Origin of the sequence: Dysgonomonas sp. UBA7710 (assembly GCF_002482385.1) — a bacterium.
Classification (GTDB): Bacteria; Bacteroidota; Bacteroidia; order Bacteroidales; family Dysgonomonadaceae; genus Dysgonomonas.
This window is the reverse complement of record NZ_DLFW01000041.1, coordinates 1-22,271: the sequence shown is the minus strand read 5'-3', so window position 1 is coordinate 22,271 and position 22,271 is coordinate 1. Positions and strand designations below refer to the sequence as shown.

Genomic DNA, 22,271 nt, shown 5'->3' with positions numbered 1-22,271 from the left:
TCTATACAGTCTTAGAATTTATTAAAGGTGTGTGTTGATAAAAATTATTTTTGTAATATTCCGATTCCTAATACACCAGCTGCCTGAATAACCGCACCTGCTTTTGCTGATCCGGTTGCAGGATCAATAGAATATATAACGGGGTATTGATTTGCTGTAGATACAACAGGAAAATACACTTTTCCGTTATATGGTAATGGCCATCCGGTAGCAGTAATTTCATCTTTTGTTGGGAAACCGGTTCTAACCCAGTTAAATGACTTATTTACCACGTTTACAATTGCATACTGTGTTGCAGCTGAACCATTAGCTACGATTCCACTGGTATTGTACATTTCCAACAAGAAGTTATCTTCTCCGGCATGCCATACTTTTCGGAAACGGTAGCCCTCTGACTTTTCTTCAATGTTAAAATAATATGAAGCATCGAAAGTTGTAGCTCCCTTGTTTATACGAATGACACCGGCGGGTTTTGTAGAAGTGGGCTCATAAGACCCCGAGAATACATAAGTATTTCCGCTGCCATCATTCGCAAATTGGGGATATCTTGCAGATTTCCAGCGTCCTTCTGAATAGCTTATACGGTCATCCTTATAAACTCTTTTCAGGTTGAAATCTTTATCGAAAGCAGCTATCCATACACTATCCACATTAGTAGCCTCCTTCGTGTAAGCAGAAAACCATTCTCCGTCTCCTCGATCTACAATACCAGCAAAAACAGGAGCTGTCACAGGACTAAGAGTCCGGGAGTCAAATTCTTTTTCTCCAACATTACCTGTAGCCTGGTCTACAAAATAGAAGTTAGCTCCGGTTGCACCAGTACTTTCCAAGGTCGCATTTCTTCCTGCTACTATATAGTTTTCAAAGACTCCCACAGTGTTGTATCCATCATTAAGGGAAAATTCATTGGAAAGCTTAACGAGTTTACCATTTTCGTCCAGTTTAAAAGAAATACCAACACCCGGATCTCCCTGTCTGTATGCCAAAGCGGTAATAGCATTATTAGTACCGTTTACAAGATGGGTAAACGAGTTGGTTACTTCTATACCTGTTCCAACGACAGTGATTGTGCCGGATTCTAAGTTGTCGGTTGTAAGAAAATATGTTGCAGCATCCTGGGTTGCCGCAATAAAAAATTTAGTTACCGTTCCCGGATCTGGAGTAGGTTCGTCGTTGTTATCGTCACTACAACTGCTTACAGTTAGTAATATACTTCCTGCAAGTAGGCACTTGATTGTTGTTTTAAATAATTTCATTTGTTTATAATTTAAATATTAATAATTAATTTCTCTTCTTACTTGTAAGAAAATACCTGAATTTCACAAAGAATCTTCTTCCCGGTTTCTGATTATAAAATACATCATACAGCAATTCGTTATTGATATCCATTGCTTCAAACGAAATGTTATATCTTCCGTTTTGGATAGCATAAGTCACATTAAAGTCGTTCCACAGTTGTGTAGGTATCTGATCTTTTGTGCTTTTGTCGCCAAGACTAGGCCAATTCTGGTAGACCTGATACATAAAGTTGAATGTATAACCTAAGGAAAGTGTATTCCCTTTACCCCATAGGTCATGGAAGTAGTAAGTCGCATCTGCATTTCCGAAAAAATATGGTATATTAGGCATACGGTCTTTATACGTTACCGAAAGTTGCTCGCTGTTACTTCTGCTGTATCGTTCATAATTCCGCATATCCTGATAGGTTGCATTGGCTCCGATTGTAAATTTATTTCTATAGGAATAACGTACTTCAGCATCAACACCAATATTCCTTACGTGCCCCCAGTTTTCACTCATTGCTCCTCCTTCACGTTGATCGACCAATCTTCTGATAAAATCATGGGTATCTCTGTAAAATATACTTGCGTCTACGGACAGAACGCTGTTCTTCGATATATTTTTATTAAATGTTGCCCCAAGGTTGTAATTATAGGATTCTTCAGCCTTAATGGATGCACTACCGGATTCCAGGACTTCGTCCCCAAATAGTTCAGTGTCGGTCGGTAGCCTGTAGGCTTTTTCAAAAGAAGCTTTCAGTTGCAAATATTTAAAGTTATAGGTGGTAGCTATACCATACCCCATAATGCTATAATCACTGTTTTCTTCTATGTAATTAGGATGGGAAGTATCTCCTGTGTTTACAGGACCAGTAACATCCATATTATATTGTTTTCCGAAAAGGTTGGTCGTCCATCTTTCGTTTGGTGATATATAGCGGTAAGAAAGTCCCAGCGTGTTTTTTTTGCTCCTGCGTGCGATATCCGGCTCCGGGGGATTGTCGGGATCTACAATTGCCGCCGCATTCTTGTTCGACCGCTTAAAGTTGGTGTAAACATTGTTCAACATCAGGGAGTGTTGTTGGGTAATCCGATAGCCTATGTTTGCTGTTACCGATTGATTTTTGTTCTTAAATCTACTCAGTGTCGGGCTGCCATATTCTCCTTTGGAATTTTTTGTAATGTATTCTCCAAACCAATTGTAGCTTCTGTTGATAGTATCGGTATTATGATTGTTGGAAATATTATAATTGGCATTAAGCTTTACATTCAGGCCTTTGAGTAAGAGGTTGCGTTTCTCATAGTTTAAAGAGTACAGGTTGGAGCTGGCTGTCTTTTTCTTTTCTCCAAAGACAGTTGTCATTCTGTAACCCTGTTGCACTTCTGCATATTCGTGCCCAAAAGTGGCACCCACTAAGAAACGATCTGCCCATTTTGTCTTTACAAACCCAATTTTACCGACGATGGCTTCATTATGATAAGCATCATTGAAACGCCTTACCCAGTGGTATTCTCCTAAGGGAGTCACTCCTGTTTGCAGATTTTTTACTTCTGTTTTAACTTTATAATCATTGTCGGATGAATTCTGATATGCATTAACTTGCACTGTAAATCCGGATTTTGCCGTATAACCTAAATTAAGGTTTGTTTTAAGCGTATTGAACGAACCGTAAGAAGTGGAAAAGTCCAGATAGGAATTGCGGTTTTGATTAGTCACAATATTGATGACGCCGCCCATGGCATCAGATCCAAATTCAATTGGGACCACTCCTTTATAAACTTCAATACGATCAGCTAAACCAACCGGTATATTATTTAATTGGAATGCAGAGCCAAATCCCTGCATTGGTACACCATCCATAAAGACCTTTACATTATTTCCGGTAAATCCGTTCAGTGTAATGTTCAGGTTAGAGCCAACACCTCCGGTTTCCCGGATTTTTATTCCGGAAACCTTATCCAGAAGCTGCCCCAGATCCAAAGTGGTATTATAAAAAGATTTAGCATCTAATGCCACTACATTAAAAGGAGTTTCCTTTACAATTTGAATTGGCGATTTAGCTTCAACCACGACCTCATCCAAAGATCGGTTTTCTTCTTGCAGGTTGATGTCCAGAACTAATACCTTTCCAGCTCCAACATCTATTCGTTTTTCATAAGTTTTATATCCTACATACCGGACTCCTAATAGATGTTGTCCAAGCGGAACTCTTAATACAAATTCACCTTTCTTATTTGAACTTGTACTTATATTGGTTTTGTTTAAATATATTGTTGAATATTCAAGCGGAGTGTTACCGGCCTTTACAGTTCCCTTTATAATAGCCTCACTGCTATTTTGAGCATAAAGAAAACCTGCTAAATAATACACTATTGCCAGTAATATTATTCCTTTCATTCTATAAAATTGCATCATATTTTTTTGAAATAAAATTTGATGGCAAAGTACCATAAAAAGTTGCGGTACATCAATCGCAATTACTAGGTATTTTTATAATTTAAAATACCATAAAATGTTGATTGTTAGTAATTTATATGAAATAGAAAATGTACTGTTTGCTCATTTTAGCTAACAGGAAAGAATTTGAAATAATTAAAAATGGTATGAAGGTTAATACTTATTAGTATGTGTTACAAAGATACATTACAACATAATGCAAAATATTACCTATATTTGCAAAATAGCATCTTATATTGACATTTATTTTATCATCTTTTCCATGTTTTATCTCTCATGGATATCTGATTCAATATAGATTTTCGAGATATAGGCTCCATCCGATCGTTTTATATGTACTTTTTCCTATTTTAATAAGACATTTTTTGTACTAAAATCTCATTTTACAATAAATAATACTGCCTATATTTGCAAAGTGAAAACTTATTTTGTATTCCTTGAAGTATTATGAAGAAAAGATCTGTTCGAAAAAATAAAGTCTTATATGGATTAAATACCAGTATAAAATATATAAGGACGGATGGTCGCAATAAAGATTATATTTATGTTCAGCATAAACATGAAGATTATCAACTCCGTTTAATAACAAAAGGAGAGGGGCTTTGCATGATTGGAGATAATATTGTAGAGTTTGAGAAAGGGGACATTCTTTTTGTCGGGCAAAATGTACCCCATTGTTCTTCGTTATTTGAATTAGAGCCCGGTGAAGGAAATATTGTGGAGAGTGATATATTACAGTTTCATCCCGACATATTTCCCCGTAAAATAAATGAACTTCCTGATTATATACACATTAATGATCTTCTCAACAAAAGCCAGTATGGGATCGTCTTTAATAATACTTCGTTAGGGACGAAAATAAAGAAGATAATAGATGATATGCAAAAGGTTGAAGGAATCGAAAAAATTCTTCTCCTTCTTCGGATTCTGGATAAATTGGGTAGGTCCAAATATAGCCATTTAGTCTCAGAAGTTCAATTCAGCACTCAAAATACATTCTGTGATGGTTCTGGACCATTACAAAGAACGTATGATTATTTATATCGCAATATGAAGAATGAAATAACATTAGAAGAGATTTCGAAATATGCAAATATAAATCCAGCAGCATTATGCCGTACATTTAAAAGTAAAACACGAATGACTATTTTTCAATTCCTGAATAAAATAAGAATAGAAAATGTTTGTAAATTATTATTATATTCTGATTTAACAGTTTCTGAAATAGCTAACAAATCGGGTTTTAATAGTATGCCGTATTTTAATAGACGATTCAAAGAAAGTACAAATATGTCCCCATCAGAATATCGACAAAAAATAAAAAATAAAGAAAATTCTCTATAAAGGATAAATTCAATTTTCTGTTCTGTAATATAATTAAAATCCCATTCACTATGGAATAATATTTATGCAATATTAATTTTTGTAATTGTTCAGTTACAAATAAATAATATAAAAATAGTCACCTTTTCTCAGGCTAAATCTTATTTCATAAGCCTTTAGTTCTGAGAAGAGTTATATAAGTTAAAAAATTAAGACAATCTTAAGTAGATCTAATCTTAGATGACCTATTTTTACCCCAGAAATTGTATATGGATAAAAGTCTCCACTTATAATTTGTTATACAGAAGATTGGATATAAAAAGTAATGAATGAAAATATTAATTATAGAAGACGAGCCCGGTATATATAATTTTTTGGAAGAAGGTCTTGAAGAAGAGGGCTATACTATCGAAACAGCCACAGATGGCATAAAAGGGATTGAGAGGTACCATCAATCAAAGCCCGATTTAATATTGCTGGATTGGATGCTTCCTGGTATGTCAGGCATCGATGTGTGTAAAGAAATACGGAAATACAATAAAGAACTCCCGATCCTATTTCTTACAGCGAAAGATACCATAAAGGAAACAATCGAAGGATTGAGATCCGGTGCGAATGATTATATAAAGAAACCCTTTTCGTTTGAAGAACTCCTTGAACGTATTAAAATACATTTCAGAAACAGACATGAAGACGAGATCCTGCTTCTGGGAAATATATCGCTCAATAAATCCTCTCATCAGGTATTCTGTCACGAAAGAGAAATATCGCTTACACAACGTGAATTTGCATTGCTTGAGTTTCTTATCAGCAACAAAGGAAGGGCCTGTACACGGGATGAGATTATAGAAAAAGTGTGGAATATCAATTTTGAATATGACACAGGAGTTATAGATGTTTTCATGAACTCTCTACGAAAGAAATTGAATATAGATAAAGAAAAAGGAAATATTAAGACCGTCCGGGGCATCGGATACATTGCCAATGACTGAAAGATGAAAAAGTTATCCTTACAAAACCGTATCGCATTTAATGTCATCATAAGTACCGCATTTCTTATAATGGTGTTATGCACTGTCATCCTCATTACATTCAAGGTCTATTCCCAAAAATTAAGCGCCAGTACAGAGATTACAATCGAAGATGTAAAATATTTATTCACTATTTTGTTGAGGGTATGTACTATTGGCTGCTTTTTTGTATTTCTTTTTCTGTTTACACTATCCAGAAGAATCGCGCGGGACGGAACAAAACCGATCCGTGATATTATAAATACAGCTAATTCTATCACTCATAATAATCTGAGTGCAAGAATACCTTTGCCGACAAGACGGGACGAGTTGTATGAACTCTCTGAAACGATAAATAATCTGCTGGATAGAATTGAATATGCAGTAGAAAGAGAAAAGTCTTTTACTTCTTATGCATCACACGAATTCCGTACACCTCTTGCTGTACTAAAAGGAACAATGGAGGTTCTTCTACGTAAACCCCGGAGTGATGAAGAATATAAAGAAAAGATCAAAGCCTGTGCCAAGGAGGTGGAAAAAATGAATGATATGGTTGATCAGCTTCTTATCTTAACAAGATATGAAGAAGGAAAGAGTTCGTTAAATTATAATTATTGCCTGATAGAAGATTTGATAAATGACAGTATATGTATTTTTACTGATATCATACTGAATAAAAAATTAGAAGTAACGACAAATATTCAGCCGCAGGGAACAAGATTATATACAGACGAATATTCTTTTTCCACAATACTTAATAACCTGATATCAAATGCGGTAAAATACAGCAATAATACAGGGAAAATCGACATACAAACATTTCAACAGGAAGGTTATCTTATTGTTGAGATAAAAAATACTGGATATGGTATCCCGACAAAAGAGCTGGACTTCATATTTGATAAGTTTTACCGTTCTTATGCTTTTGAGGAAACTAAAATTAAAGGCTTCGGACTGGGGCTTCCAATAGTGAAACGTTTTTGCAACCTACTAAATATAAAGATCACAATAGATAGTGAAATAAACAGATATACGATCGCCAGACTAACCATACCTTTACAATAATCGTTTATACAAAGAAACTGATCTGATAGTATAAGAGCTTTTCTTATTTTCATACCTTTAAGATAATTTTAAGATGATCCTAAGTTAATCTTAAGCATTTCAGAATTTTTACTTTTTACCTTTGTATCATAGTTAAAGAATAATAAGAATTTACTCTGGTATGAGAAGTATGCTATTAAAAAAGGCGAAGTATAAATTAGGAAAAATCATCGGAAGGTGCTTCCCGGCTTTATATGCATATTGGAAAATAGGGTGGATACTGTCTATATAAAACAAAATGAAAACAATTTACGATTTCACGGCAAAAAACAACAAAGGTAAAGATATGGATTTTACTCAATTCAAAGGTAAAGTCCTTTTAATAATAAACACGGCCAGTAAATGCGGATTTACGCCCCAGTATAAAGGACTTGAAGAATTATATAAAAAATATAAGGATCAAGGTCTGGCTGTTATTGGATTTCCCTGTGATCAGTTTGGACATCAGGAGCCTGGTAGCAATGAAGAAATAGCGTCATTTTGTGAAATGAACTATGGTGTGTCATTTCCCATAATGGAAAAGATTGAAGTTAATGGGAAAAATGCTTCTCCGATCTTTAAATACCTGAAGAGTAAGGCGGGCGGTCTTTTCGGATCAAGAATCAAGTGGAATTTCACGAAGTTCCTTATATCCAGGGATGGACAAACTATTAAAAGATTCAGTCCGATAAAGAATCCGAAGTCCCTGGAAAAATACATTGAAAAAATGTTGAATAAATAATTATCATAATTATGTCAGAGAAGCAATCGTTAGATGCATATCTGAATAATCCCATTAATATATGAAAATAGCAATAAGATATTTTTCAAGGACAGGGCATATGGAGAAAATGGCTTTGGCAGTTTCCGATGCTACAGGAGCGAAAGCAGAAACACTGGATATGCCTATTACGGAAGATACTGATATTTTATTTTTAGGAAGTGCTGTTTATATGACCGGAATTGATGATAAGGTAAAGGAGTTTATTCGTTCCTTGGATACTAAGACGAAAAATGTGGTCTGTTTCAGTTCTGCGGCAATATTACCATCATCTTACGCTCAGGTCAGGGAACTCCTAAGCAAACAAAATATACCGGTGGATGAAAGGGAATTTCATTGCAAAGGACAATTTACTCTTCTGCATAGAGGTCGGCCAAATGATAAAGACTTGAATGACTTAAGACTTTTTGTAGAAAGAATAATGGATACAAATATATAAATCTATGGTTAAAATAAAATCCTCATCTATAGGGAGAAAACTGATGATGAGCATAAGCGGCATGTTTCTTATTATGTTTTTAACTCTTCATTTATTTATCAATCTCACATCTTTAATTTCGAGAGAAACCTACGAAGCCGCCTGTCGATTTATGGATGAGAATATCTTTATCCAGATTATGGTACCTGTTTTAGCTCTTGGATTTGTTATACATATTATAATGGGAATTGTACTGACTATACAAAACAGGAAAGCAAGGCCGATAAACTATACAGTAAAAAACAAAACACAGATATCATGGGCGTCTAAAAACATGTTGGCACTGGGTTTAATCGTGCTAGGGCTGTTAATTATGCATTTATCCCATTTCTGGGCCAAAATGCAATTACAGCATTTCCTCGGTAATGAGGGGGAGAATCCTTACGATTTGGTAAAAACACTTTTCTCTAACGGCTGGTATGTAGCCATGTATATTATATGGATTGTCGCTTTGTGCTATCATATAACACATGGTTTCTGGAGCATGTTTCAGTCGATGGGAGTTACTAACGGCAAATGGATTCCTCGTTTACAAAAAATAGCAGTGATATATTCCCATTCTATAATGGTTGGATATATACTTATCCCCGTATATTTTTATCTTGGCTTTGGCGATAAATAATAACTCCATCCTTAATAATAGTGAATATATTAATAGTAGCAATAATAGCCCTCGGTTTAAATATTTTTCTCGGAAAATACAGAATGCGCTTTCGCAAAATGACCATAAAGTGGTGGCTGATTATTCATGCTTCGATACCTGTGATAATTCCTTTGCGAATCTGTCTCAACATCCCCAAAATAACCATTCCTTTTTTTATCGGTTTGGCTGTGATTGGTCAGATTATAGGAAGTAGGTTTCTTTTAAAATCAAATAAATATAAAGGAAATGAACAAAAAGATCATATCTGAAAGTATAATCCGGTCTGGATTAATTAAAGAACATACTTTATCCTTTTCAACCATTTTTTTATTTGAGTCTCATAATAATCTAAAAGATATTCCATATAAATATCAATATTTACAAGATGATGATTTATTGATTTTTACTTTACACGCTATAGCTTCAATCTTTAATCCATTGAGTCCTTCATTCGCGAAAATATCAGAATCAACGAATATCTAAGGTAATTTTTCCCATCCTTGATTAAAAATAAGAATGACATACAATTATAAATACAAGTTTCATATATAAAATGATAGGAGATTGAATATGAAAAATATTTAACCTTAATGTAGAATAATTATTCTCTCCTTATTATCTAAAATTTATTTCGACCTTAACTTTCTTTATATTGCAAAGGTGTCACTCCTGTTCTTTTTTTGAAATATGTGCTGAAAAAAGAAGGATTTGCAAAATTCAGTTCCTCTGCTATTTGCGATACAGTCATATCAGAACTCTTGAGCATAGCTTTAGCTGACATAATAACCATTTCATCAATCCATTGCGAAACGGATTTCTGACTTGCTTCTCTGATAACCTTAGTAAGATGACTAGGTGTCAGTAACAGTTTTTCTGCGTAAAATTTTATTGTTCGCTCTTTTTTATAATATCTGAATAACAATGCTAAGAAACGTTGAAATATCTTTTCCTTATGTGTTAAAGACTCTGTATTTGCTCCTTTTTCTGATTCCTGATGAATAAGTAGAACTTTATTGATAAGAGCAACCAATAAGTTTTTCATGATTACTTCATCATAGTTCGTTTTTTTATACTGTTTTACAATGAAAGCATGAAATTCTAATAAGTCCATAACTGTTTCTTCATCAATTTTCAGAAAAGGAGCCTGTTGTATTTTCTCGATAAAATCAGAGTCGGTAATCATTTTGGTATCAGAAACAAAATCGAAGGAGAACATTAAAAATTCAATTTCAAGATTCTCATCCTGTTCTAGTATTTGAATAATATAATTTGGAAGCAATGCAATAATAGAGCTAGACTCTAATTGATATTCGCGAAGATTAATTCTGATTCTAGCCTTACCTTTTGTACAAATGGCAAAACCTATTCCTTCACAAACATGCGGATATTTCAGGTCGAAAAATGAATTCTGAAAATTGACGGAAGAATTCTTTATATACGCTTTCTCTTCCGATATAATGAAATTCTGAATACCCGGTATCGAGTTCTGATTTACAATATCCTCCAAAGATATCTTTGCGTATCTCTTTTCATCCACAGCCATCCGAATTAGAATATATTTCTTAATAGAGATACGAAGATAATCTAAAAAGCAAGATTTTGAACATGTTTTCCCCAATTTTGATAAAAACTTTTCATCGGAATAAACAGAACTTTGCCCTTGAATTTAATATAATAATAAAAATAGTTAGAATCAAATTGGTAAGGTATGAAAAGACAGGTTTTAAGACAATGTCTCTATGGATTACTCCTGATCGGAGTGATATCTTGTTCAGCGAATAAAGAGAATAAAAACGAAGAACGCAGAATACCTGTAAAAGTGCAGGAGATAAGTTCGGAGAATAGTAATTATAAACAAGAGTATATTGGTTCTGTGGAAGGTGAAAATGTAGTAGACGTTAGTTTTCAAACAGCAGGTAATATTGAACAGGTATACTTTCAAGAAGGACAGCCTGTACAAAAAGGGCAGCTTTTAGCGCGTTTAAATACCACATCTTTGCAAAGTATGTATGATGCTGCAAAAGCCACCCTAAATCAAGCACAGGATGCATACAATAGGCTTACGGTATTACATGAAAATAACAGTTTACCAGAGATTAAATATATAGAGGTTAAAACCGCATTAGAGCAGGCTCAATCATCTGAACGGATTGCCCGAAAAAGTCTTTCGGACTGTAACCTTTATGCTCCATTCTCAGGAGTTATTGCAAAACGGTATTCCGATGCCGGGGCAAATGTACTTCCCGGAGCTCCTGTTTATAATATTGTAACAATAAATACAGTAAAGATAAAGATTGCAATACCTGAAAAGGAAATATCAGACATAAGTCTTGGGCAAATATGTACGGTTAAAATATCGGCTCTGAATGATCTGGTATTTCAAGGGAAGATTGTAGAAAAAGGAATATCCGCACATCCGGTATCCCATACTTATGACATTAAGGTACAGATCATAAATAAAGATTTTAGTATTATGCCGGGGATGGTATGCAAAGCCTACTTATCCAATAAAGAATCGATTGAAAATAGTGGAGGACAGATCATTGTCCCTTTAAAATCGGTTCAGATAGATGCATCCGGAAAACACTTTGTCTGGTTAAAAGATGCACAAAACAAAGCCATATATAGAGAAGTTGTTTTAGGTAAATTAATCAATAACGCGATAGTCATTGAGCAAGGGCTGCAAAAAGGAGATATTTTGATTACTGAAGGCTATCAGAATATAAGTCCTAACTCTACAGTTATTGTAGCCTCAAAATAATAGGGAAAAAGATTATGAAAGAAGAAAAAGGAATCATAGCCTGGGCTATGAAATATAATAAAATCGTTATATTAATAATCAGCATACTGGTTGTATTCGGCATTGTGGCTCTGAAAATAATGCCCAAACAAGAATTCCCTATATTTACAATACGCCAGGGAGTTGTCGTAGGAGTATATCCGGGAGCAACCTCGGCAGAGGTAGAAGAACAACTGACCAAACCGCTGGAACGTTACCTGTTTACCTTCAAAGAAGTAAAAAAGTCGAAAACTTACTCTTATTCCAAAGACGGGATAGCCTATGTTTTTGTGGAGCTTAATGATAATGTTAACAATAAGGATGAGGTGTGGTCGAAGATAAAGCATGGCTTATCACTTTATAAAATGCAATTACCGGCTGGAGTTATGGCTTTGATTGCAAATGATGATTTTGGCGATACCTCCGCCTTGTTGATAACAATGGAATCTGAGACAAAAAATCACAGACAACTTCAAGTTTATATGGAGAACCTGGAAGACAAATTACGTTCTGTAGAATCAGTATCCAATCTACGGCATTACGGTATGCAAAAGGAGCAGTTAAGTATCTATATAGAAAAAGAGAAAATAGCCAGCTACGGGATTAATATATTGAGCCTATATCAGACATTGCTGACTAAAGGATTCATTACGGCTTCCGGGAAGGTAGACAATAATGAAATAGTGGTACCCATACACATTACCCGTCCTTATCAATCGGAAACAGATATAGAGGAACAAATTGTTTACTCTGACATACAAGGTAATCATATCCGTTTAAAAGATGTAGCACACGTTGTTAGGGAGTACCCATCGCCGGAAAGCTATACCACTAATAATGGTAAAAACTGTCTGATCTTATCAACAGAAATGCGTAACGGATATAATATTGTTCAATACGGAAAAGATGTGGATGCTGTTATCGCGGATTTTGAGAAGACAATCCCTGATGATATCCATATTAACAGGATTGCCGATCAGCCACAAGTAGTGGATGCTTCAACAAATACTTTTCTGAAAGAATTATTAATTGCCATTATTGCCGTCATTCTCGTTACAATGACCCTTCTTCCGTTACGGGTAGCCGGAGTCGCTGCATCCTCTATACCAATAACAATTTTTATCTCTTTAGGCTTAATGTTTGCCTTCGGTATAGAGTTGAATACGGTTACTTTAGCAGCTCTGGTCGTCGTCTTAGGTATGATTGTAGATAATTCTATTGTGATTGTTGATAGTTATTTGGAAAATCTGGATCATGGTGTTTCCCGTAAGGAGGCAGCCATATCCAGTGCCAAAGGGTATGCTAAAGCAATTTTTTCGGCAACGCTGGCGATCAGTATCACCTTTTTTCCGTTCCTGGTGACCTTTACCGGGCAATTATACGACTTTGTGATTACTTTTCCATGGACAGTTTTTATAACATTAGGAGTATCGCTTCTTATTGCGATTACATTAATTCCATATTTGCTCTACTTCTTTATCAAAAAAGGATTGAAAAGCGACACGGCCCAAAATACGGATAAGCCCCATAAGAAGTCTTTGTTAGGCAAAATACAATCAGGCTATAACCGCTTCATAGAAAGAGTATTCAGGTACCCGAAGCTGACACTCTGTATAGGAATTGCTTCTGTTGTGGGTGGAATTATATTCGCTTTCACTTTGCCATTGAAACTAATGCCTGTTGCAGAGCGGAACCAGTTTGCTGTTGAAATATATTTACCACAAGGCAGCTCTCTGGAGCAAACGGAAGCTGTAGCCAAAGATATGGAAACAATCCTTCATAAAGATGACAGGATTCTTTCTGTAACCACATTTATCGGAATGGGATCACCCCGTTTTCATACGGTATACGCGCCCAAACTGGGAGGTACCAATTTTGCTCAATTTATTGTGAACACTAAATCGAACAGTGAGACTGAAGATATATTGAATGAGTATGCTTCAAAATATGCTTACCATTACCCGAATGCCTTCGTAAAATTTAAGCAGTTGGATTACCAATTAGGAGTCGATGCAGACATTGAAGTGAGAATATCGGGCGATAGTATCCGCGATCTGAAACGTTTTGCGGACAGCCTAACGATAGCGCTAAAAAAAATGGATGAACCGCTACGTGTATATACCAACTTTGAAGAAATGTTACCTGGGATTAATATTTCACTCGATCCGGTTGAGGCCAACAGATTGGGTATAAATGAAACAATTTTAGGCTTGGGGCTGGCTTCCCGCTTCGGAGGGATGCCTATTACAACAGTCTGGGAAGGAGATTATTCCCTCCCGGTAGTTCTTAAATCTGCATGGGAAAAGAAAGACCCGATGGCAGAAGATGTTGCTAATGAATACGTATCCGGATTGGTTTCCCCGGCAGTACCCTTACGCCAGATTGCAACGGTCTCCACTGATTGGAATGAGGGACAGATAGCCCACCGTAATGGAATCAGGACACTGTCGGTTTATGTAGATCTTAAACGGGGAGAAAAAGTCAGTGAAGTCCAATCAGAAGTTGAGGAATTGGTGAGTAATATGCAAGCCGACAAAACTCTATCCAATAACATCAGCATATCTTACGGAGGAGTGAAAGATTTCCACGACGAGACTATTCCTAAGATAGCAAAAGGATTACTGGGATCGGTCTTCATTATTTTCTTCATACTGGTATTTCATTTCAGAAAAATAAAATTGGCTGTTCTGGTATTAGGCTCTACTTCTCTCAGCATATTCGGCGCTGTATTTGGACTAAAAGTTATGGGACTGGATTTTAGCATAACAGCAGTACTGGGAGTTATCAGCCTGATAGGAATAATTGTCCGTAATGGCATAATTATGTACGACTACATCGAAGAATTAAGGTATAAAGAAGGATATTCGGTATTGGATGCTTGTATAGAAGCCGGAAAGCGCCGTATGCGCCCGATCTTTTTAACTTCTGCCGCTGCATCAATGGGGGTTATTCCAATGATTATCAGCAAAAGTCCCCTTTGGTGTCCGATGGGTACGGTTATTTGCTTCGGAACGATGATATCTATGATTCTTATACTAACAATGCTACCTCTGATATACTGGTACAGTTACAGAAGTGCAGATAATCAACTTAAACCACAGACAGATAAATTATGATAAAATATTATATACAAACGACTATAATGCTTTTACTATGTATCGCCTCTTTACAGGTAAAAGCTCAAGACCAATATGGACTGGAAGATTGTAAAAGAATTGCGATAGAGAATAACCGCAAATTAAAAAACAGCCGACTCGAAATTCAAGCTGCACAGCAGTTAGAAAAGGAGGCCTTTACCAACTATTTTCCATCCATTAGTGCATCCGGAACCGGGATACTACCAAAAGATCCGTTAGTTTCAATGAGCCTTGCCGGAATGTCGTTAGGCGTACTCGACAAGGGCTTTCAGACAGGGATAACAGTGACACAGCCCATTTTTGCAGGAGGAAAAATCATAACCGGAAATAAACTGGCTGATTTAGGTACAGAGGTCAGTCGTTTTCAGGCTAAACTTTCAGAAAATGAAGTTTTATTAAATACCGAAAGTTTATATTGGCAGCTGTTGTCTTTATATGAGAAAGAACATACTCTGGATATTGTAGATACTCAACTTGACACTTTACTGAGGGATGTGGAATTATCTTATAAAGCAGGGCTGATAACACATAATGATGTACTTAAAGTGAAATTAAAGAAAAATGAGGTGAAAAGTGCCCGTATTAATTTAGAAAATGGAATCAAATTAGTAAAAATGTCTTTATGTCAGCAAATGGGTATAGATTTGGCTGAGGCGGATCAATTTAAGATTAATATACCGGATATAGAGAATGTGGAATCACCTATGAATTATTATGTAGACCATAAATCCGTTTTAGCCGACAGAATGGAAAGTAAGCTACTCGACAAGAATATAGAAGTTACTAAATTACAGACAAAAATGAAACGGGGAGATTATTTACCTACTGTAGCCTTTGGAGCATCTTACTACGGCGAAAATATTGTTGATAAATGGAGAAGTAATGGTATTGTCTTCGCTTCGGTAAGTATTCCCTTATCTGGGTGGTGGGGTGGCTCACACGCTATCAAACGACAGAGGATACAGGAACAGATCGCATTAAACAATAAAATTGATACAGAAGAGCAGTTACTATTACAAATGCAGAATGTAAAAAATGAACTGGATAATGCCTATAAACAGATCTTACTGGCAAAAGACGGTGTCGAACAATCGACAGAAAACCTAAGGTTGAATACTAACTACTATAAAGTAGGAACAGTAACACTCACCGATGTATTGGATGCCCAGACCTTATTACAGCAAAACCGCGATAAGTATGTTGAATCCTATACCGATTACCAAAAGAAACGGATTGAATACTTGCAAGTAACAGGACGTTAAACTTTTTTCATATATCCCTAGGCCGAAGGAGAACTAAGCAGACCACTTTCATACCTATACACCAGATAGTTTAGTTCTTCCTATCGGCTAAATAAATCACTACCGGTTTATAGAATGTTATTTTAGATAGCGATTTGCTGGCATCAGGTTACTTTTTAATGGCTATCGTTGTCATGGGGAAGGAATAAAAAAGACCTCTAAATGTATTATTTAGAAGTCTTTGTCTTTTATGTCAGTTTATTGTCTCCAACTTTCCGACCTAAAAGTGATCCGAGCGGGATTCGAACCCACGACCCACAGCTTAGAAGGCTGTTGCTCTATCCAGCTGAGCTACCGGACCATCCTCTTTGCTTTTAGCGAGTGCAAAGATAGTATATTTTGGTTAAAACAAAAGACTTTTAGCGAAAAGTTTTCACAATCGAATGTGATCGGTTGATACAAAGATTATAAATATCTTGCCTGTCTCGATAACATTTACTACTTTTACCCCGAACAATAAAACCACTCCGATGAGAATGTAAAAAAACTTTTACCATATACAGGTTTATTTCTCAATTGTTTAATTGACTATGCAGTATATTTTAATATCTGTCTTTTAGTCATTTTTTTGCACCAGCATGTAATTCTTAAATCAGCAACAAGCAAATACAATGCTTCTATCCGGCTTGTAAAGCGGATATCATTTCCGGCACCCTGCTATGACGGTAATTATGCTGTCTTGGGGTATCCAGGTTTTTAATATTTTAAAATTAGATTTATTATGTGTATTTCGGTACAACAATTAACATATACACATCCTGATAAAGAAGTTCTTTTTCAGGATATCAGTTTTTCGGTAGCTAAAGGACAGAAAATAGCTCTGATAGGGGACAACGGCTCTGGTAAATCGACTTTGATGCATTTGCTGAACGGTGATTTAAAGCCTTCTTCGGGTGAAATAATCTGTTCATCAGACCCATACTATATACCACAGCATTTTGGTCAGTACAACCGGATGACAGTGTCCCAGGCGTTACGAATAGATAGTAAATTAAAAGCATTGCATGCAATTCTCAACAATGATACTTCTCCTCAAAACTTTTCTTTACTTAACGATGACTGGGCAATAGAAGAGCGCTCCCAGGCTGCATTATCTCACTGGGGAATGGGGCATATCGCCCTTACTACGCCTCTGGATGACCTCAGCGGAGGTGAAAAAACGAAGCTGTTCCTTGCAGGTATCGAGGTTCATGAACCGGGACTGATCCTGTTCGATGAACCAACAAACCATCTCGACTATCACTATAGGGCTAAATTGTATGATTTCATATCCTCATCCCGTAAAACTATGGTTATTATCAGCCACGATAGGGCACTCCTGAATTTATTACCGGAAACCTATGAGTTGAAAAAAGAAGGAATTACTTATTATGCAGGAAATTACGAATTCTATAAAATCCAAAAAGAGCAGGAAATTGTTTCATTACAGGCGAGGCTGGAACAACAGGAAAAAGAGTTGCGTCTGGCCCGGAAAACTGCAAGGGAAGCTGCCGAACGCAAACAGAAACGCGATGTGCGTAATAATAAAGGTACTGCTGATAAAGGAATACCCCGTATTATGATAAATCTGCTTAAAAACAAGGCAGAGAACAGCTCTGCTAAACTGAAAGAGACGCATGAGCAGAAACTGGATTCGCTGGTAGAAAATATAGGTAAAATACGAAAATCCCTTCCCGATACAAAAGCGATGAAGACAGATTTCGGTGAATCTGGCCTGCATGCCGGAAAAATACTGGTTTCGGCAAAAGATATAAATTTTAGCTACGATGCTAACCCTTTATGGAAGGATTCTTTGAATTTCCAGATAAAGAGTGGCGAGCGGATATTGCTTCGAGGTAGTAACGGATCGGGTAAAACCACTTTGCTGAAGCTGATAACAGGGCAATTGCTACCTCAACAGGGTATGTTGGATCTGGCTGATTTCACTTATGTGTACCTCGACCAGGAATATTCTATCATTAATAACGGACTGACGGTTTATGAACAAATACTGCAATTTAGTTCAGGGTTACACGAACATGAAATAAAGACGATACTCAACCGTTTTCTTTTTTCTTACCGGTCGTGGGATAAAGAATGCGGTTTACTCAGTGGCGGTGAAAAAATGAAACTTGCCCTCAGTTGCCTGATGGTATCCTCTAATACGCCCGATGTATTTATTCTGGATGAGCCGACAAACAATATCGATATTCGCAATGTTGAGATACTTACCTCGACAGTCAGGGACTTTGGAGGAACTGTATTACTCGTTTCGCATGACACGTATTTTATCCACCGGATGAATATCGATTATGAGATAGAGCTTCAATGAATTGAATAATAATGTTAACCGGTAGTTATAAGTTTATGTCTTATACCAATCAGTAGTTGAAGCGATTATTGTAGTATAAAATTGTTCAATTGTTTTCTACTACACACAATCACAGATTGCTTGCGTCCCTTTTGCTTACTTTTGGGTAATGCCAAAAGTGAGGACAAGCCCGGGAGGGCGCGGCTGATATGAGCCGTAACTTTAAGTAATAAAAAAGGATGGCAGCTATCTGTAAAACAATGGAACATAAACTTACAACTACCCATTACATCATTATTTATCTCCCTATTTTATCCTCGCATTATATGAGTCCGAGTAATGGTATTTCATCTGTAAGGTAAATAAATCGTCTTTACTATTGTGCTTCACATTCAGTTCATCTACGACTACATACCGCTTTGTAGACAGTTCATAAACAGCTATCGACGAACTGATTTCCTTCAGCCATTCGGTCACTTCCCTGCTTACAGGCAAGGTCTGTACAGTGAACTGTTCGGTTACATCCTTATTGAAGACCGATTCTATCCGGCTGCTGGTTGTATAGCCCGGTGTCTGGGTACGATGAATAGTTGTGGTTTCCGATTTAAAATCCGTCTGTTCCGTACCGCCGAAATTGAAAGAAGACCATCCACCCAGCGAATTCAGAAATGCAAAATCATTTACATTATAAAGGCAGCCGGGCAGTATTCTAAAGGTAATGGGCTTACTCACAGTCTTCCCATCGCGGCAAAGATACACCTTTACAATGCCTGCTTTTGTGTATTTGTCCGATACTACTTTGTCTATATCGAGGCATGCGGTATTTATGGCGTTGTACTTATCTTTGTTTTGTACATCTGAAATTTCGTAGCCCAGATAACTGCCGGCTTGTGTGTAGACTTTGTATAGTATCCCCAGTCTGCACTGTGTGTCGTTGCTTTCGGGAGCGGAATCGGAGAGGATAAAGTTGAAATATTGTTTTTGCCCCCTGATATGAGTAAGCACGGGTTGCCGGGTCAACGGCTCTATCTCATTATTTCGGCTGAGGTCATAAACATATTCCGATAAATTATTTTTTTCGAGATTGCGGTCGTATCCCGTAAGGGCAAACAGTACGTTGGAATAATAGAATGTTTCGGTGTCGACACCATTGAAACGCTTGGCAACAAAACGGAAATCGGTTATTGTACCTGTATTGTACCAGCCATTTCCTTCCAGAAATTTGTCTGAATATATATTTGTATTAGCCCACGCCGTATTCATATCGAACCACAGAGGCTCCCCGAAGTAAGACTTGGAAAGGGTAGTGGCATAAGTTCCCATTCTGGAATGATCCTTTATGCCCGGCAGTATATCTATGTCTTTGTAGATGTCGAGCTGTATTTCGCAATTTTCATCGTCTCTGAGGATGGAATCGGTATAGTATGATTGGGTATAATTTCCATTGATGCTTATAAATTTACTGTTTTCAGGTTTAAACGATTTTAAAGTGTACGCCCTACCGGAACCTTTCGCTGCTATATTGATCGTTGTCCCGTTTATAATCCCGTTTTCATTGACGATAGGTGGTATCGATATATGGAAATTCCCTTTGAAGAAAGAATCGGAAAACAGGCATTTCCTTATGTTTTCCGTTGTAATGGCAGCGCTTTCCCTGTTTATATGAAATGTCGTATTGTTGACTTTATTCTTATCGTCTGTACCTGTGAATTTGTGGGTGGTCCCGGATAATGTATCGATAAACTCAAAGCCTGTTTCACTTTCCTTTATATCATTTACTTTCAAAACCTGTAAGTTGAAATCAATTTTATTGTTTAATGATGTATCTTTCCCTATCACACTTTCGAATACTACAAAATTGGGATTCCCGGCTAAAGAAACTATTTCCGGCCCCTCTATCTTTGCTGTTTCATTTATTGTATATTCCATTTTCTACCGTTTTTTACTGTTTTACTCAAAATATTTATTTAACTCATCCATTATCGTATCAAAAAGCATGTCCGCCCATTTGTCGTCCCATTGCTTTTCTATTTCCTCCTCCAGCGTTGCCAGCACCGGACGTCCTTCGTAACCGTCGCGCCAGATAGCCCTGCCGATAAGGAACAATGTACTGTTGTCGGTGGGTATGCCCCGCGATAAAGCCCAGTCGCGCAAAGCGTCGATCGGAGGTTGTTTGCCTGTACGGGGTTTCCGTCCCTGTTCGATGTAGCTTATATAATTATCGAACAGGGTTTCTATCACTACCGATTCGCCCATCTTGCGGATTTCTACTCTGACACTATCTTCCAATGCGCTGTTTTTTAGAGTGTTCTTTCCTGTTTTCGTATTTGTGCCTATATTCCTGTCCGACAGTATTGTTTGCGACAGCTTTAACACATCGGCCGCGATGGCCTCCATGGCTTTTGTAATCGCTGTATCCATTATTTACGGGTTTTGATGTCGAAATCGGGCAGCTTTTGTACAAATACTTCACAATTGTTTGCCGGAAACATATCGAGATCCGGTAAAAGAGATTTGTCCTCAAACTGGTTGTCCGCACCGAACTGTTCGTCTATCAGGCAAAGATTCTGCATATTTATCTGGGTGAAATTGACCGAAAAACGGCAGCCGCAGGCATTGTTGTCGTAATAGTCGCGCAGGGTGGTGTATGTCCAGTCGGGACGGATACTGATACCATAATCCGGATTTTTCTTTATCCGTTCAATAATATTCAGCCCGATAGAGAAAGCCAGGTTTTGCAGGTGATGCACCGACTCCTCGGTTGTTGGGAGAAACAGGATGGAGAAGTTTACGGAATTGGTGAATACATTGTCCTGATTGCGTCCCGTCAGCGGGTCTTCGAGCCAGAACAGGGGATGGGTTTCCTTACCGCTGCCGAGTTCGTAGTTGCGATTGTAATAAAAGGCCCTGATGGTCTTGTGTTGCTGCGCCTGTTGGCGAAAGATTTGTAGAATGCTGTTTATCATATCTTCTTTGTTGTTAGAGATGTTTTATGATATAGATAAAGTTTTTGAAAATTGATAATAACTCTTCACAAGAAAAATTCCCTTGAGAGTTTTAAACTTTTGTTAAATTATTCAGTCTATATTTGTAAGAGGAAGCTGTTAGCCTTTAGCCAATAGCTTTTGGCTAAAAAAACAGTTGTATTACAAAAATGCTAATAGCTAACGGCTATCAGCTAAACGCTAATCATATGAAACTACCCGCCCACATATCCTCTATACTCCCCCTACGGGGACTGGGGGGCTTATTTTTGGTCTGTTGTTTATTATTTGCGGGCTGCGGCGACAAGAACAACCCTTACATTCCCGAACCCGAACCACCGGTAACCCCGCCTGCGGAAAAGGAAAATATCGTCTTTAACCTTGACGGCAACCTTATCCGTGCAGGAAAGACGACTGCGGGCGATGCGGTATTCAATATCGACGGCAATTATATCCGTGCGGGGGAAAAGGCTACGGGTGACGTTGTATTTAATATCGACGGCAAACTGATACGTGCAGGCGAGAAAAAATCGGGCGATGTGGTCTTTAATATCGATGGCGATTATATCCGTGCCGGAGAAAAAGCTGACGGGGATATTGTGTTTAATAGGGATGGGGTGTTTGTGAGAGGGGGAGAGGGAGAAACAACAATGAATATTTATAAAATAGATTTCGAATACGGCTATGAGGATGGAAATTACCATGCATATCTCAAAAATGCAAC

At 37.1% G+C, this 22,271-nt stretch carries 17 protein-coding genes and 1 tRNA gene; 11 read left to right on the top strand and 7 right to left on the bottom strand.

Features of this window, described 5'->3' with window-relative positions:
- Nucleotides 1–44: 44 nt before the first annotated feature.
- Both B3317_RS12665 and B3317_RS12660 read right to left on the bottom strand, forming a co-directional pair.
- A complete protein-coding gene (locus B3317_RS12665) occupies nt 45–1,256 on the bottom strand; it encodes a DUF4374 domain-containing protein (protein ID WP_291112125.1) in 1,212 nt (403 codons plus the stop codon).
- A 25-nt stretch (nt 1,257–1,281) separates the two neighbouring features.
- Complete coding sequence (locus tag B3317_RS12660) at nt 1,282–3,678, bottom strand: TonB-dependent receptor (RefSeq protein ID WP_291112122.1); 2,397 nt, start codon at nt 3,676–3,678, stop codon at nt 1,282–1,284.
- Nucleotides 3,679–4,185: 507 nt separating this feature from the next.
- Here B3317_RS12660 and B3317_RS12655 point away from each other — a divergent pair.
- The 6 genes from B3317_RS12655 to B3317_RS12630 all read left to right on the top strand — a co-directional run bounded on the left by B3317_RS12655 (nt 4,186) and on the right by B3317_RS12630 (nt 9,035).
- Nucleotides 4,186–5,082: an AraC family transcriptional regulator gene (locus B3317_RS12655; RefSeq protein WP_291112119.1), complete on the top strand. Its 897-nt coding sequence runs from the start codon at nt 4,186–4,188 to the stop codon at nt 5,080–5,082.
- 308 nt (nt 5,083–5,390) lie between these two features.
- Nucleotides 5,391–6,053 carry a response regulator transcription factor gene (locus B3317_RS12650; RefSeq protein WP_291112116.1) on the top strand — a complete coding sequence of 221 codons (663 nt, stop codon included), beginning with the start codon at nt 5,391–5,393 and terminating at the stop codon, nt 6,051–6,053.
- Between the two features lie 3 nt (nt 6,054–6,056).
- A complete protein-coding gene (locus B3317_RS12645) occupies nt 6,057–7,136 on the top strand; it encodes a sensor histidine kinase (protein WP_291112114.1) in 1,080 nt (359 codons plus the stop codon).
- Between the two features lie 277 nt (nt 7,137–7,413).
- Nucleotides 7,414–7,896 (top strand): glutathione peroxidase, encoded by a 483-nt coding sequence (locus B3317_RS12640; RefSeq protein ID WP_291112111.1) that lies wholly within the window; start codon nt 7,414–7,416, stop codon nt 7,894–7,896.
- A gap of 61 nt (nt 7,897–7,957) precedes the next feature.
- Entirely contained in the window at nt 7,958–8,374 is a 417-nt protein-coding gene (locus B3317_RS12635; RefSeq protein WP_291112109.1) for a flavodoxin family protein, read from the top strand.
- Between the two features lie 4 nt (nt 8,375–8,378).
- A complete protein-coding gene (locus B3317_RS12630; RefSeq protein WP_291112106.1) occupies nt 8,379–9,035 on the top strand; it encodes a succinate dehydrogenase cytochrome b subunit in 657 nt (218 codons plus the stop codon).
- 658 nt (nt 9,036–9,693) lie between these two features.
- Here the strand turns inward: B3317_RS12630 and B3317_RS12625 are convergent.
- Nucleotides 9,694–10,599 (bottom strand): helix-turn-helix domain-containing protein, encoded by a 906-nt coding sequence (locus tag B3317_RS12625; protein WP_291112103.1) that lies wholly within the window; start codon nt 10,597–10,599, stop codon nt 9,694–9,696.
- Nucleotides 10,600–10,764: 165 nt separating this feature from the next.
- Here B3317_RS12625 and B3317_RS12620 point away from each other — a divergent pair, with 165 nt between their 5' ends.
- The 3 genes from B3317_RS12620 to B3317_RS12610 are packed head-to-tail and all read left to right on the top strand — an operon-like array spanning nt 10,765 to nt 16,234.
- Entirely contained in the window at nt 10,765–11,817 is a 1,053-nt protein-coding gene (locus tag B3317_RS12620; RefSeq protein WP_291112101.1) for an efflux RND transporter periplasmic adaptor subunit, read from the top strand.
- A gap of 14 nt (nt 11,818–11,831) precedes the next feature.
- Entirely contained in the window at nt 11,832–14,951 is a 3,120-nt protein-coding gene (locus tag B3317_RS12615) for an efflux RND transporter permease subunit (protein WP_291112098.1), read from the top strand.
- Complete coding sequence (locus B3317_RS12610; RefSeq protein WP_291112096.1) at nt 14,948–16,234, top strand: TolC family protein; 1,287 nt, start codon at nt 14,948–14,950, stop codon at nt 16,232–16,234. The genes B3317_RS12615 and B3317_RS12610 overlap by 4 nt, the downstream gene beginning before the upstream one ends.
- Before the next feature lie 266 nt (nt 16,235–16,500).
- Here B3317_RS12610 and B3317_RS12605 read toward each other — a convergent pair.
- Nucleotides 16,501–16,574 (bottom strand) — tRNA-Arg (locus B3317_RS12605).
- Nucleotides 16,575–16,994: 420 nt separating this feature from the next.
- Between B3317_RS12605 and B3317_RS12600 the strand changes: the two genes are divergently transcribed.
- On the top strand, nt 16,995–18,584 hold the full coding sequence (locus tag B3317_RS12600; protein ID WP_291112094.1) for an ABC-F family ATP-binding cassette domain-containing protein: 1,590 nt from the start codon (nt 16,995–16,997) through the stop codon (nt 18,582–18,584).
- Between the two features lie 285 nt (nt 18,585–18,869).
- On the opposite strand, the gene B3317_RS12595 is transcribed toward B3317_RS12600, so the two are convergent.
- The 3 genes from B3317_RS12595 to B3317_RS12585 are packed head-to-tail and all read right to left on the bottom strand — an operon-like array spanning nt 18,870 to nt 21,529.
- A complete protein-coding gene (locus tag B3317_RS12595; protein ID WP_291112091.1) occupies nt 18,870–20,492 on the bottom strand; it encodes a hypothetical protein in 1,623 nt (540 codons plus the stop codon).
- A gap of 21 nt (nt 20,493–20,513) precedes the next feature.
- The gene (locus tag B3317_RS12590; protein WP_291112088.1) at nt 20,514–20,984 is read right to left on the bottom strand and encodes a hypothetical protein; all 471 of its coding nucleotides are present in this window, start codon (nt 20,982–20,984) and stop codon (nt 20,514–20,516) included.
- The gene (locus tag B3317_RS12585) at nt 20,984–21,529 is read right to left on the bottom strand and encodes a hypothetical protein (RefSeq protein WP_291112085.1); all 546 of its coding nucleotides are present in this window, start codon (nt 21,527–21,529) and stop codon (nt 20,984–20,986) included. Before B3317_RS12585 ends, B3317_RS12590 begins: the two co-directional genes overlap by 1 nt.
- Nucleotides 21,530–21,756: 227 nt before the next feature.
- On the opposite strand from B3317_RS12585, the gene B3317_RS12580 reads away from it, so the two are divergent.
- Nucleotides 21,757–22,271 (top strand): hypothetical protein (locus B3317_RS12580; protein ID WP_291112083.1); only part of this gene is annotated, 515 nt, incomplete at its 3' end.

Excerpts from the sequence above, each read along its gene's own strand:
- B3317_RS12630 (WP_291112106.1), top strand. The coding sequence starts at position 8,379 with ATGGTTAAAATAAAATCCTCATCTATAGGGAGAAAACTGATGATGAGC.
- B3317_RS12610 (WP_291112096.1), top strand. The coding sequence starts at position 14,948 with ATGATAAAATATTATATACAAACGACTATAATGCTTTTACTATGTATC.
- B3317_RS12645 (WP_291112114.1), top strand. The coding sequence starts at position 6,057 with ATGAAAAAGTTATCCTTACAAAACCGTATCGCATTTAATGTCATCATA.
- B3317_RS12625 (WP_291112103.1), bottom strand. The coding sequence starts at position 10,599 with ATGGCTGTGGATGAAAAGAGATACGCAAAGATATCTTTGGAGGATATT.
- B3317_RS12665 (WP_291112125.1), bottom strand. The coding sequence starts at position 1,256 with ATGAAATTATTTAAAACAACAATCAAGTGCCTACTTGCAGGAAGTATA.
- B3317_RS12615 (WP_291112098.1), top strand. The coding sequence starts at position 11,832 with ATGAAAGAAGAAAAAGGAATCATAGCCTGGGCTATGAAATATAATAAA.
- B3317_RS12660 (WP_291112122.1), bottom strand. The coding sequence starts at position 3,678 with ATGAAAGGAATAATATTACTGGCAATAGTGTATTATTTAGCAGGTTTT.
- B3317_RS12620 (WP_291112101.1), top strand. The coding sequence starts at position 10,765 with ATGAAAAGACAGGTTTTAAGACAATGTCTCTATGGATTACTCCTGATC.
- B3317_RS12655 (WP_291112119.1), top strand. The coding sequence starts at position 4,186 with ATGAAGAAAAGATCTGTTCGAAAAAATAAAGTCTTATATGGATTAAAT.
- B3317_RS12595 (WP_291112091.1), bottom strand. The coding sequence starts at position 20,492 with ATGGAATATACAATAAATGAAACAGCAAAGATAGAGGGGCCGGAAATA.
- B3317_RS12650 (WP_291112116.1), top strand. The coding sequence starts at position 5,391 with ATGAAAATATTAATTATAGAAGACGAGCCCGGTATATATAATTTTTTG.
- B3317_RS12585 (WP_291112085.1), bottom strand. The coding sequence starts at position 21,529 with ATGATAAACAGCATTCTACAAATCTTTCGCCAACAGGCGCAGCAACAC.
- B3317_RS12640 (WP_291112111.1), top strand. The coding sequence starts at position 7,414 with ATGAAAACAATTTACGATTTCACGGCAAAAAACAACAAAGGTAAAGAT.
- B3317_RS12635 (WP_291112109.1), top strand. The coding sequence starts at position 7,958 with ATGAAAATAGCAATAAGATATTTTTCAAGGACAGGGCATATGGAGAAA.
- B3317_RS12590 (WP_291112088.1), bottom strand. The coding sequence starts at position 20,984 with ATGGATACAGCGATTACAAAAGCCATGGAGGCCATCGCGGCCGATGTG.
- B3317_RS12600 (WP_291112094.1), top strand. The coding sequence starts at position 16,995 with ATGTGTATTTCGGTACAACAATTAACATATACACATCCTGATAAAGAA.